Annotated in this window: 9 protein-coding genes; 8 read left to right on the top strand and 1 reads right to left on the bottom strand. The window is 47.2% G+C overall.

All coding sequences use genetic code 11. The features are described from left to right. Nucleotides 1-65 precede the first annotated feature (65 nt). Nucleotides 66-1,256: a cardiolipin synthase gene (gene cls / locus N8M93_RS08965; RefSeq protein WP_261131128.1), complete on the bottom strand. Its 1,191-nt coding sequence runs from the start codon at nucleotides 1,254-1,256 to the stop codon at nucleotides 66-68. A gap of 254 nt (nucleotides 1,257-1,510) precedes the next feature. On the opposite strand from cls, the gene N8M93_RS08960 reads away from it, so the two are divergent. The 8 genes from N8M93_RS08960 to icmF all read left to right on the top strand — a co-directional run bounded on the left by N8M93_RS08960 (nucleotide 1,511) and on the right by icmF (nucleotide 13,384). Beyond that, complete coding sequence (locus N8M93_RS08960; protein ID WP_261131127.1) at nucleotides 1,511-3,649, top strand: (Fe-S)-binding protein; 2,139 nt, start codon at nucleotides 1,511-1,513, stop codon at nucleotides 3,647-3,649. Nucleotides 3,650-3,868: 219 nt separating this feature from the next. Beyond that, entirely contained in the window at nucleotides 3,869-5,056 is a 1,188-nt protein-coding gene (locus N8M93_RS08955; protein WP_261131126.1) for an acetyl-CoA C-acetyltransferase, read from the top strand. 15 nt (nucleotides 5,057-5,071) lie between these two features. Continuing rightward, a complete protein-coding gene (locus tag N8M93_RS08950) occupies nucleotides 5,072-5,923 on the top strand; it encodes a 3-hydroxybutyryl-CoA dehydrogenase (RefSeq protein ID WP_261131124.1) in 852 nt (283 codons plus the stop codon). 27 nt (nucleotides 5,924-5,950) lie between these two features. Then, the gene (locus N8M93_RS08945; protein ID WP_261131122.1) at nucleotides 5,951-7,093 is read left to right on the top strand and encodes an acyl-CoA dehydrogenase; all 1,143 of its coding nucleotides are present in this window, start codon (nucleotides 5,951-5,953) and stop codon (nucleotides 7,091-7,093) included. Nucleotides 7,094-7,247: 154 nt separating this feature from the next. Beyond that, nucleotides 7,248-8,390, top strand: a complete 1,143-nt coding sequence (locus N8M93_RS08940; protein ID WP_261131120.1) for an acyl-CoA dehydrogenase — start codon at nucleotides 7,248-7,250, stop codon at nucleotides 8,388-8,390. A gap of 30 nt (nucleotides 8,391-8,420) precedes the next feature. Next, the gene (gene meaB / locus N8M93_RS08935) at nucleotides 8,421-9,365 is read left to right on the top strand and encodes a methylmalonyl Co-A mutase-associated GTPase MeaB (RefSeq protein WP_261131118.1); all 945 of its coding nucleotides are present in this window, start codon (nucleotides 8,421-8,423) and stop codon (nucleotides 9,363-9,365) included. A gap of 72 nt (nucleotides 9,366-9,437) precedes the next feature. After that, complete coding sequence (locus N8M93_RS08930) at nucleotides 9,438-10,079, top strand: TetR/AcrR family transcriptional regulator (RefSeq protein ID WP_261131116.1); 642 nt, start codon at nucleotides 9,438-9,440, stop codon at nucleotides 10,077-10,079. A 44-nt stretch (nucleotides 10,080-10,123) separates the two neighbouring features. Beyond that, complete coding sequence (gene icmF, locus N8M93_RS08925; RefSeq protein ID WP_261131114.1) at nucleotides 10,124-13,384, top strand: fused isobutyryl-CoA mutase/GTPase IcmF; 3,261 nt, start codon at nucleotides 10,124-10,126, stop codon at nucleotides 13,382-13,384. Nucleotides 13,385-13,727: the final 343 nt, after the last annotated feature.

The following is a 13,727-nucleotide window of genomic DNA, read 5'->3' as shown; positions in this document are numbered from 1 at the left end:
TGTCGGCCCCGGGCTTGCTCTCGGAAGTGAATTTCGCAAAGTCGACATCATGATTTAAGCCTTATCTAAAGAAAGCGGGAAATCGAAAGCGCCAGGAACCCTTTGCCTTTTTCCAAAATTGAGCGTTTACGGAGATCCGGCAGCGTCAATCGTTCGGATTGCTGCAGATCAAACTCAAGTACCTTTTCGATCTTTTGGATGAGTGAAGTTGACGTGAAGAGACAGTTCACTTCATTGTTCAAATAAAAACTCCGTTTATCGAAATTCGCTGTTCCGAGATCACAGAACTTCCGATCGATCAAGAAGACTTTGGAATGGTAGAAGCCAGGGTAATAGCGGTACACTTCAACGCCAGCTGCAAGAAGCGGAAGCAGATAGGGAATCGCTGCTTCTTTCACGAAAGCGTGATCGGATCGCATTGGAATCAAAATCGTCACTCTGACCCCCTTTTTACTTGCTTTTTTCAATGCCTGAACAAGTCTCTTTCCAGGTATAAAATAAGGTGAACCGATGAAAATCGATTTTTCGGCTTCCTCGATTTTGTTCAAAAAGAACTGTTCCATATGTTCACCGTTGGTCGCAAGCAATGCGAACGCTTCATCGCCAGTATTCTCACTGGTGAGAGGTGTTATTTCGAGAGATTCCCCCGTCGATTCCTTCCAATCCCATTGAATCAATTTGACGAATTGCTCGACAACCTTTCCGGTCAATCTCAAATGATAGTCCCGCCAATGGCCAAGCTTTGGATTTTTTCCGATGTATTCTTCGCCGATGTTATACCCACCAATATAAGCAATCGTTCCATCGACCACGGTGATTTTCCGATGGTTCCGCCGGTTGAAGGTGTAAAAAAGAAAAGGGAAACGAGGAGGTTCAGTCTGCAATATCCTGATCCCGCAGGTTTTGAGATTCTCAAGTGTTTTTTTAGGCAACTGATAACTTCCGATTGCATCAAACACTAAATAAACAGCCACACCATCAGAAGCTTTCTTTTTCAAGATTTGGAACAATTCTTGCCCGAGCGGATCATTTCGGATGATATAAAACTGAACATAAATGAAAGACTCTGCTTCCTTCAAGTCAGAAAATAATTTGGAAAAGAAAGGGACACCTTCAGAAATCAGCTCGGCTTTTCCTCTTTCAGGTGGGAGGTAGAGCTGATTCGTTTCTTTTGAGTGTTTTTTCCATCCTAGATAAAAGTCGATCGAACCCCAAAGAATGAGCAATGCGATAATAACGACGATAGTCATGAACATTTTCTCAGCACACCTCGAATGACAGACGATTTGTGCTCTTACTATTCCCAATCCAGGCCTTATCTATCAAAAAATGAGGGTGAAGGGATCCCAAAGAAAATTGAAATTTTTCGGAAAAATTTCGTCGACTGAATGCTCATTCATTAAAATTTGTGCTATAATAATGTCAGAAAATTAGTTTCATTCTGAATTGAAGTCCTAATATTCTTTGCTATTGTAACCACATGAGAAACTGAAGGGGGCTAATCGAAGTCATGGATACATTATTGATCATCAACTGGCTTGCATTCCTTTTTGTAACCGCTTACGGAATTTATTTGTTCACTTATGTTGTGAAAACGCGGTACGAGTATATCAAACTAGGAAAGAAAGCTGAATTCGACCACACGATGAAAGAACGTTTTCAATCGATTTTAGTGAACGTATTCGGTCAAAAAAAGCTATTGAAGGATAAGAAAAGCGGCATCATCCATGTCATGATGTTCTACGGGTTCATCATGGTACAGTTCGGTGCTATTGATATGATCTGGAAGGGTCTGAAGCCGGAGTCACACCTGCCATTCGGTCCGATATATCCAGCGTTCACGTTGTTCCAGGAGTTTGTGACGCTGATGATCCTTGTGGCAGTTATTTGGGCATTTTACCGCCGTTATATTGAAAAGCTCGTTCGTTTGAAGCGGGGATTTAAAGCTGGACTAGTCCTGTTGTTCATCGGAGGGTTGATGCTTTCCGTCCTATTCGGAAACGGTATGGAGATCATCTGGCATGACCTTGAACTCTCTTGGACAGCCCCAGTGGCGAGTGTGATCGCCTTTTTATTCGGATGGGTTGGAAAGACCGGTGCAGTCGTCTTGTTCTATGTGTCCTGGTGGGTCCATCTGTTGATTTTGCTCACCTTCTTAGTTTACGTACCGCAATCGAAGCATGCTCATTTGATTGCTGGACCGATCAACGTATTCCTCGGTCGTACACATAAGGTGGGAAGACTGGCGGCAATTGACTTTGAAGATGAATCACAAGAAACATTCGGTGTCGGTAAGGTTGAGGAATTCAACCAGAAACAGCTCGTGGACTTGTATGCATGTGTCGAATGTGGACGCTGTACGAATGTCTGTCCTGCGACAGGTACCGGAAAAATGCTTTCACCGATGGATCTCATCATCAAGATCCGTGACCATCTAACAGAAAAGGGTGCAGCGGTCACTTCACGTACACCGTGGGTTCCAGCTGTCGCATTCAGTAATACGACTGGTAACCAGCTCGCGATCGCCGCACAAGGGAAAGGAAGTCAAGAAACAGCTGCAACCGTAGAGGAAGGCAGCCGTGGGTTTGAATATACGATCGACTTGATCGGCGATGTCATCACAGAAGAAGAAATCTGGGCTTGTACGACTTGCCGTAACTGTGAAGACCAGTGCCCTGTCATGAATGAACACGTCGACAAGATCATCGACATGAGACGTTACCTCGTATTGACAGAAGGGAAGATGGATGCGGATGGGCAGCGTGCAATCCAGAACATCGAGCGTCAAGGGAACCCTTGGGGACTCAGCCGTAAGGAACGTGAAGATTGGCGTGACGGACATGAAGATGTCCATATCCCGACAGTAAAAGAAGTTGAAAAAGCAGGAGAAGAGTTCGAGTACCTCTTCTGGGTCAGCTCAATGGGCTCTTATGACAACCGCAGTCAAAAAATAGCGCTGTCACTTGCTCGCATGATGAACTCGGCCGGCATCAAGTTCGCGATCCTCGGTAACAAAGAGAAGAACTCTGGTGACACACCACGCCGTATCGGAAACGAGTTCTTGTTCCAGGAAATCGCGACGAAAAATATCGAGCTATTCAAAAAGCATGATGTGAAGAAGATCATCACGATCGATCCGCATGCCTATAACACGTTTAAAAATGAATACCCTGACTTCGGTCTTGAAGACGTCGAAGTTTATCACCATACAGAGTTGTTGGCAGATTGGATTCGAGAAGGTCGCTTGAAGCCAACTCATGAAGTCGATGAAACGATCACGTATCACGATTCTTGCTACCTCGGACGTTACAACGAGGTTTATGAACCACCACGTGACATTTTGAAAGCGATTCCGGGTGTCAAAGTCGTCGAGATGAACCGCAGCCGCCAAAACGGAATGTGCTGTGGTGCTGGTGGCGGTATGATGTGGATGGAAGAGGACGCTGGCCACCGTGTCAATGTGGCACGTACAGAGCAAGCGCTTGAAGTCAATCCGACCATGATCGGAAGCGGCTGTCCTTACTGCTTGACGATGTTGAGTGATGGAACGAAAGCGAAAGAAGTCGAAGATAACGTCCAGACGCTAGACGTCGTGGAAATTTTAGAGAAATCCGTACTAGGTAGCGAAAAACAGCGTATCGCGCAATGACTGGATTAGGAAAAGGATCAGAGACGGTGTGAATCGTCTCCTGATCTCTTTCTATGACAGAGGTCCGATTGAGCGTTCGCTCGAAGGGAAAGGTCGCAGTTTTTTCTGACTTTTTCGTGATTTTATCCGTTTTTGTCGCGATAATTCTGATTCTTGTTGTGATAATTTGTTGTCGTGATTCGATATTATGCAGTTCACTTTTACAGAGGAGGAATGAAAATGGGGAAGACAGTAATCGTTAGTGGCGTTAGGACACCATTCGGCAAATTCGGCGGCGCACTCAGTTCACTCACCGCTTCACAACTTGGAGGAGTTGCAATCAAGGAAGCACTCGTACGCGCTGGCATTTCACCAAAGGATGTCGATGAGGTGATCATGGGGTCCGTCCTGCAGGCCGGACAGGGGCAGATCCCATCTCGTCAAGCGGCGAACTACGCGGATATCCCATGGGAAGTCAAAACCGAAACGATCAACAAAGTGTGCGCTTCTGGTATACGCAGCGTGACGCTTGCAGACCAGATCATTCGTGCCGGTGATGAAGAAGTGATCGTTGCAGGCGGTATGGAGTCGATGAGTAATGCTCCGTATATGATGCCGAAAGCACGTTGGGGATTACGGATGGGCGATGCGAAAGTCGTCGATTCCATGGTATCTGATGGCCTGACTTGTGCTTTTAAAGGTGTGCACATGGGGAATTACGGCAACTCGACTGCCAACGAATTCGGCCTGACGAGAGAAAAGCAGGATGAGTGGGCTTACCGCAGCCATCAACGTGCTGTAACAGCAATTGAGGAAGGAAAGCTCTCGGAGGAGATCGTTTCAGTGGAAGTGCCGCAGCGTAAAGGTGATCCGCTTGTTGTTGAGCAAGATGAAGCACCGCGAAAAGACACGACAGTCGAACGACTTGGGAGCCTGAAGCCGGTTTTTGATCCACAGGGCTCGATCACAGCAGGTAATGCACCTGGCGTCAACGATGGTGCAGGAGCGCTCGTCCTCATGTCTGAAGAACGTGCGAAGAAAGAAGACAAACAAGCAATGGGGACGATTCTGGGTCATACAGCGATCGCGCTGGAACCTGAAAACTTCCCGCAAACACCTGGGGTCGTAATCAACGAACTTTTAAAAAAGACTGGAAAATCATTAGATGACATCGATTTGTTCGAAGTGAACGAAGCATTTGCCGCAGTAGCCCTGGTCAGCTCGCAAATCGCAGAGCTTGATGCGGAAAAAGTGAACGTCAACGGCGGTGCAGTCGCACTCGGACACCCGATTGGGGCAAGCGGAGCAAGAATCATCATCACGTTGATCCACGAATTGAAGCGTCGCGGTGGTGGAATCGGAATCGCAGCCATTTGCAGCGGCGGTGGTCAAGGCGATGCTGTCATGGTCGAAGTAGAGAAGCAATAAACGAGGAGGATCCAAATGCAAATCAAAAAAGTAATGGTAGTCGGAGCAGGACAGATGGGAGCAGGGATCGCACAGGTTTTTGCTCAAGCTGGTTTCAACGTGGTTTTACATGACTTGAAAGATGATATTGTACAAAAAGGAATGGCTTATATCACGAAGAACATGAACCGCCAAGTGGAAAAAGAGCGGATGACGAGAGAAGCGGCGGATGCGGTTCTAAGTCGTTTGAACCTTTCAACTGATCTGAATAACGCGTCAGACGTCGACCTTGTTGTCGAAGCGGTTGTCGAAAACATTGATATCAAAAACAAGCTTTTCACGCACCTTGATGAAATCGCTCCCGAACATGCAATACTGGCAACGAATACATCATCTTTACCGATTACAGAAATCGCAGCGGCGACAAATCGTCCTGAAAAAGTGATTGGAATGCACTTCATGAACCCGGTACCGGTCATGAAGCTTGTTGAAATCATCCGCGGGCTCGCTACAACGGATGAAACATATAAAATGATTGAAGATACGACGAAAGCACTCAATAAAGTACCCGTTGAGGTGAATGACTTCCCTGGATTCGTCTCAAACCGTGTCCTGATGCCGATGATCAACGAAGCGATCTATACAGTGTATGAAGGTGTGGCTGAGCCTGAAGCGATTGATGAAGTGATGAAACTCGGTATGAATCACCCGATGGGACCATTGACACTCGCTGATTTCATCGGTCTGGATACATGTCTGTATATTATGGAAACGCTTCACGAAGGATTTGGTGACGATAAATATCGCCCATGTCCATTGTTGCGTAAATATGTGAAAGCAGGCTGGCTAGGTAAGAAAACCGGCAAAGGATTTTATGAGTACAACTAACCGTTGTGCATCGAAAGGGGGAGGACGATGAATCTTCGTTTTACAGAAGAACAAGAAATGATGCGTAAGATGGTCCGCGATTTTGCTGAATCGGAAATCCGCCCGATTTTAGAGGATATGGATGAAAAGGATGAATTCCCCAGAGCGGTCATTGATAAAATGGGCGAGCTCGGGTTGATGGGTATTCCTGTTCCTGAAGAATTCGGTGGAGCCGGGATGGATTTCACCTCCTATATCATTGCGATCAACGAACTTTCAAGGGTCAGTGCAACAGTCGGCGTCATTTTATCGGTGCATACATCTGTAGGGACGAATCCAATCTATTACTTCGGAACTGAAGAACAGAAGAAAAAATATGTACCGAAACTCGCGAGCGGTCAATATCTCGGGGCATTCGGACTGACAGAACCGAGCGCTGGGTCCGATGCAGGCGGATTGAAGACAAGGGCTGTCCGTAAAGGGGATCATTACATTCTGAACGGATCGAAAGTTTTCATCACGAACGCTGGAGAAGCAGATGTCTATATCGTTTTCGCTTCTACGGATCCAGGTGAAGGAAGCCGTGGCATTACAGCTTTTATCGTTGAAAAGGATACACCAGGCTTTGTAGTCGGTAAAAAAGAGAAAAAGATGGGGTTGAACGGTTCGAACACAAGCCAGCTTATTTTCGAAGATTGCCGGGTACCGGTGGAAAACCGACTCGGTGAAGAAGGAATGGGCTTTAAAATTGCAATGGCAAACTTAGATGTCGGTCGGATCGGAATCGCGGCCCAGGCCCTGGGGATCGCTGAAGCGGCTCTTGAGTATTCCACCTCCTATGCGAAAGAACGTCAGCAGTTTGGAAAGCCGATCGGCTTGCAACAGGGTGTCGGATTCAAACTTGCTGACATGGCAACACAGGTTGAAGGTGCGAAGTTACTTACCTATAAAGCTGCGAATCTGAAATCACTCGGAAAACCTTGTGGAAAGGATGCTTCGATGGCGAAGCTCTTCGCTTCGACCATAGCGACCAAAGCGGCGATTGAAGCAGTCCAGGTACACGGCGGTTATGGCTATACGAAGGAATATCCTGTCGAACGGCTTTTCCGAGATGCTAAAGTCTGTGAAATCTATGAAGGTACGAGCGAGATACAGCGGTTGGTGATCAGCAAGCATTTGATGAACAGCTGACTCAGCGAATGATAAACGGCGAAGATGATCTCCGAGATGAGAACTGAACAGATTATCTGGAGAAGTGAACAGATTATCTCGGGAACTGAACAGTATAACCCAGAAAGTGATCAAATAAATCGAGAAAAACTTAGTGGATAAGGGAGAGGGAAGCATGCAATTTCAACTTTCAGAAGAACATGAAATGCTTAGGAAGATGGTCCGTGATTTTGCGAAGAACGAGGTGGAACCGACAGCTGCAGAACGTGATGAGGAAGAACGCTTCGATCGCAGCTTGTTCGATCAAATGGCAGAGCTGGGTCTCACCGGTATTCCTTGGCCGGAAGAGTACGGCGGAATCGGTTCAGATTACTTGAGCTACGTCATTGCGGTGGAAGAATTGTCACGTGTCTGTGCGTCAACAGGGGTGACCCTATCTGCACATACGTCGCTTGCAGGCTGGCCGGTCTATAAATTCGGTACGGAAGAGCAGAAGCAGAAGTTCCTTCGCCCAATGGCTGAAGGGAAGAAGCTTGGTGCATATGGTCTGACTGAACCAGGTTCCGGATCAGACGCAGCAAAAATGAAAACGACAGCCCGCCTTGACGGCGATGAGTACGTGTTGAACGGATCGAAAATTTTCATCACGAATGGTGGAGACGCTGAAATCTATGTCGTGTTCGCAGTAACCGACGCTGAGAAGAAGCATAAAGGAATCTCTGCATTCATTGTAGAAAAAGGAACGCCTGGATTCTCATTCGGTAAGAAGGAAAAGAAACTCGGCATCCGTTCCTCCCCGACACTCGAAATCATTTTTGAAGATTGCCGTGTTCCAGTTGAAAACCGCCTGGGTGAAGAAGGCGAAGGTTTTAAAATCGCGATGCAGACACTGGACGGCGGTCGTAACGGGATCGCAGCACAAGCAGTCGGAATCGCACAAGGTGCACTGGATGCGTCAACCAGCTACGCGAAAGAGCGCCAGCAATTCGGTAAGCCGATTGGTCTGCAGCAGGGAATCGGTTTTAAACTAGCGGACATGGCGACGAAGGTTGAAGCTGCAAGACTTCTAACCTATCAAGCGGCTTGGAGAGAGAGCGAAGGCATGCCATATGGTAAAGAGTCCGCGATGTCGAAGCTGTTCGCCGGTGATATCGCAATGGAAGTGACGACAGAAGCGGTACAAGTATATGGCGGTTACGGCTATACGAAGGACTATCCGGTAGAACGCTACATGCGTGATGCTAAAATCACTCAAATCTACGAAGGAACGAACGAAATCCAGCGACTTGTCATTTCGAGGATGCTTTTAACAGATTGATAGCAGATTGACGAACGAGGAGGACCACCCATGCATGACCTCGCCAAGAAAATAGTTGAAAAAGACGTGAGAGCGTTAGCGAGAGGAATCAGCTTCCTTGAGAACGATCATCCAGATAAGCTTACGATTTTAAAAGAACTGCATGACCAGGGCAAAGGCGCTCATATCATCGGAATCACAGGCTCTCCGGGCGCTGGGAAAAGCTCGCTCGTCAATCGCTTCATCCAGTTCTTACGATCGAAGAAACTGACTGTTGGAATCGTCGCGGTTGACCCGACAAGCCCCTTCAGCGGAGGAGCATTGCTCGGGGACAGGGTACGAATGGCAGAGCATTTTACAGATCCAGGGGTATATATCCGTAGTATGGGGACCCGTGGAAGCCTTGGCGGACTTGCGCGGACCACGAAAGAAACGGTCCGGGTGATGGATGCCTATGGCTTTGACGTCATCCTCGTGGAAACGGTCGGAGTCGGTCAATCGGAGCTGGATATCATGAAAGTGGCTGACACGACAGCAGTGGTCCTGAACCCTGGAAGTGGAGATGTGGTGCAGGTTTTCAAGGCTGGAATCATGGAAATTGCGGACCTGTTCATCATTAATAAAGCTGACCTCCCGGGGGTATCGAAATTGATGACGGAAATCGAAGGGTTGCTCGATCTCGTCAAGCATGACGCGGATTACCGTCCTCCGATCACCAAAACGGTTTCAACACAGAACAAAGGTCTCCAGGTTGTCTGGGACCTGGTCCGAAAGCATTTGCAGTACCTTGAGGAAAGTGGAGAAGGCGAACGTAAAAAGACGCGGATTTTACAAGATGAAGTGCTGGAAGTCGTTCATTATGAACTCATGAAAAAGATTGAGCAGGATCAACAGGATGGAGACTGGAGAGGACAGATCGAACGGAGAGAAATCGATCCTTACACCGCTGCAGCGAACATATTGGAGGAGCTTGACTTAGATAAGAAAGAACGCTAGACGATCCACCAGATGTGAGATTACAATTCGTATGCAGTTATAAACGATATCGACTAAGAGAGAGGGATGACGTTGGGGAAAAAGAAAGTACCTTCACTAGTCAAAGACGAGAAACTCATACAAAAGCGTCGTGAAGAAATGGTGAAAGCAGCCGTAACGCTTTTCAAGGATAAGGGATTCCATCGGACGACCACAAGAGAAATCGCAAAAGCAGCTGGGTTCAGCATCGGCACCCTTTACGAGTACATCCGCTCGAAGGAAGATGTACTGTATCTGGTCTGTGATTCCATCTATGATGAGGTACGGACTCGCCTGCAAAGTGAGATCGTCATGGATCAACCTGGGATAAACAGGCTCAAGGAAGCGATCGCTGCGTATTTTAAAGTAATGGATGAAATGCAGGATGAGGTCCTTGTCATGTATCAGGAAGCGAAATCCTTATCTGATGAGGCCCTGCCGTACGTCTTACGGAAAGAAATCGAGATGACAGCAATATTCGAAAGGCTGATACAACGCTCGGTCGATGCAGGTAACCTCTTTTTATCGGAACAGGAAGTGAGCCTGCTGGCACATACCATCCTGATTCAGGGACAAATGTGGACGTTCAGACGATGGGCGCTGCAGAAGAACTATGATTTGGAAGCGTACACACAATTCCAAATCCAGCTTTTGTTGAACGGAATCGAAATGGGCAGGCCGGCAAGTAAGGTTTAGAGCTGGCAAGCGATGAACCAACTGAAGAAAGGAGCAAGCCTAAAATGGAAAAAGAAGTATACAAACCGAAGAACCATGTTCGTTTTGTTACAGCCGCGAGTCTTTTCGATGGCCATGACGCTTCGATCAACATCATGCGTCGAATCATACAGGCTAGTGGAGCGGAAGTCATTCATCTAGGACATAACCGTTCCGTCGATGAAGTCGTGCAGGCTGCCATCCAGGAGGATGTCCAGGGCATCGCCGTCTCCTCCTACCAGGGCGGACATGTTGAATATTTCAAATATATGATCGATCTTCTAAAGGAAAATGGAGCTTCCCATATTCGTGTATACGGAGGTGGCGGAGGCGTCATCATCCCGAAGGAAATCAAGGAACTGCATGAGTACGGCGTTGCCCGTATCTTCTCACCTGAAGACGGCCGGACGCTCGGTCTGCAGGGTATGATCAACCAGATGGTCAAGGATTGTGATTTCCCAACTTTCTCCGATCTGACCGATGAAATGGAGCTTCTCCAGGCGAAGGATCCGAGAGCAGTTGCGCGATTGATCACGGTTGCCGAGAACTTTGGAAAAACACAGAAAGAAATGGCTGCGACCGCAGAAAAGGCAATCACGCAAATGAAAGAAATGGGGCATGAAGTCCCTATCCTCGGGATCACAGGAACAGGTGGAGCGGGTAAAAGTTCTTTGACAGATGAACTTGTCCGCCGTTATTTGAATGAATTCGAGGATAAGACAGTTGCGATCCTGTCCGTTGATCCGACGAAACAAAAAACAGGAGGAGCCCTGCTTGGAGACCGGATCCGCATGAATGCGATCCATTCACCTCGCGTTTATATGAGAAGCCTTGCGACGCGTGGTTCGAAAACGGAGCTGTCTGAAGCGATCACCGACGCACTTTCGGTCGTAAAAGCTGCAGGCTATGACCTGATCATCGTTGAAACGAGCGGAATCGGGCAAGGGAATGCTGAAATCGTTGAAATCTCGGACGTATCCATGTACGTGATGACAAGCGAATTCGGAGCCCCTTCCCAGCTTGAAAAAATCGATATGATCGACTATGCAGACTTGATCGCGATCAACAAATTCGATCGCAAAGGATCAGAGGATGCATTACGCGACGTGAAAAAGCAATACCAGCGGAGCCGTATGCTTTTCGATAAAGATCTGGATGACATGCCAGTGTTCGGAACGATCGCGAGCCAATTCAATGACCTTGGCACGAACATCCTTTTCAGCGCACTTGTAAATGTTTTGAATGAAAAGTTCAATCTCGGGTGGGAAACGTCTTTCGATACAAAAGGAAAAGTCGAAAAACAGAACATGATCATCCCGCCGGACCGTGTCGGCTATATGAATGAAATCGTGCAAACCGTTCGCGGCTATCATGAATATGTGCAGGAACAATCCGAAACAGCTCGTAAAATGTTCCAGATTGAAGGAACGCTTGAAGCGATCGAAGAAACGAATGCGGACGGCGAAGTGACGATCCGTACGTTGACAGATGTGAAAAAAGATTACGAGAAGAAGCTCCATCCTGAAGCGAAGGAAATTCTAGATGGTTGGGATACGCTGAAAGAACAATACAGCAAAGATGAGTTCGTGACGAAGATCCGTGATAAGGAAATCGTGACAGAGCTTAGGACACGAAGCCTTTCGGGACTTGATATTCCTAAAGTCGCCCTTCCGAAATACAAGGACTGGGGCGAAATCATCCGCTGGTCAATGCTGGAAAACCTTCCCGGACGCTATCCATTCACAGCTGGCGTATTTCCTTTTAAACGAAAAGGGGAAGATCCAAAGCGCCAATTTGCCGGTGAGGGGACTCCTGAGCGCACGAACCGCAGATTCCACTATCTATCGAAGGATGACGAAGCGAAGCGTCTAAGTACGGCTTTCGACTCCGTCACATTGTATGGTGAGGATCCTGATTACCGTCCGGATATTTACGGAAAAGTCGGAGAAAGCGGCGTCAGCATTTGTACACTCGAAGACATGAAAAAGCTTTATGCAGGTTTCGATCTGACTGCACCGTCAACGTCTGTTTCTATGACGATCAATGGACCAGCGCCGATCATCCTGGCGATGTATATGAATACAGCGGTCGATCAACAGCTTGCTCGTTTTGAAGAGGAAAATGGCCGGAAGCCAACGGGTGAAGAATCTGAAGAAATCAAAGCGAAGACATTGTCGGTTGTGCGTGGGACCGTCCAGGCGGATATCCTGAAGGAAGACCAGGGACAGAACACATGTATCTTCTCGACGGAATTCGCGCTCCGCTTGATGGGGGACATCCAGGAATATTTCATCGACAACAAAGTACGTAACTACTATTCCGTTTCGATCTCTGGATACCATATCGCTGAAGCAGGGGCGAATCCGATCACGCAGCTTGCGCTTACGCTCGCAAATGGATTCACGTATGTGGAGTACTATTTGAGCCGTGGGATGGATATCGATACATTTGCACCGAACCTGTCCTTCTTCTTCAGCAACGGACTCGATCCGGAATATACGGTCATCGGCCGCGTAGCGAGAAGAATCTGGGCGACGGTCATGAAAAATAAATATAAAGGCAATGAACGAAGCCAGAAGCTGAAGTACCACATCCAAACATCAGGACGTTCTCTTCACGCTCAGGAAATCGACTTCAATGATATCCGTACGACATTGCAAGCATTGATGGCGATCTATGATAACTGTAATTCGCTTCATACGAATTCCTATGATGAAGCGATCACGACACCGACCGAAGAATCGGTACGACGCGCAATGGCGATCCAAATGATCATCACAAAGGAACTTGGCCTGGCGAAAAATGAAAACTCACTGCAAGGATCATTCATCATCGAAGAGTTGACGGATCTCGTCGAGGAAGCAGTGCTTCAGGAATTCGAACGCATCAATTCCCGAGGCGGCGTACTCGGTGCAATGGAGACGCAATACCAGCGCGGTAAGATTCAGGAAGAGTCTATGTATTATGAGATGAAGAAGCACGATGGATCATTGCCGATCATCGGAGTGAATACGTACCTGAATCCGAACCCACCATCGGAGGACGATTTCAACCTTCAATTGGCACGGGCTACGAAAGAGGAAAAGGAACAGCAAATCGCTAGTTTACGTTCCTTCCAGGAAAGGCATGCGGATAAAACGACTGAGGCACTACATCGCTTGAAGCAGACAGCACTTTCAGGCGGAAACCTGTTTGAAGAGCTGATGACGACAGTCCGTCATGCAAGCCTTGGACAGATTACACGCGCACTTTATGAAGTCGGTGGAAAATACCGACGGAATATGTAAGCCGTTGACGAAAAATAAATAGTAAGGAACCATCTCGAACGAATCTTCTTCGAGGTGGTTCTTTTTCTATGATGTTGTTTTTCATACTTAAAGAAAGCATAATATACTTTCTTCGGTATAAGCGCAACTAAGGCTCAGCCTACACCAAGGCTTGGCTTTGCCAAGTTTTCTTTATTTTTGTAGTTAATCCACTGGTTTTTGTCGTTATTTCCTCACTTTTGTAGTTATTTTAAAATTTTTGAAGAAATCTTCATTTTTTTGTAGTTCGGGATGATTGCTACCCGCAAAATAGGAAAATCCACCTGAATAATTTGAAAAAATTGTGCAGAGCTATAGCATATCT

This window comes from Bacillus sp. Marseille-Q3570 (assembly GCF_946151055.1).
Taxonomy (GTDB): domain Bacteria; phylum Bacillota; class Bacilli; order Bacillales; family Fictibacillaceae; genus Pseudalkalibacillus.
This window is presented reverse-complemented; position numbering and strand designations above follow the sequence as displayed.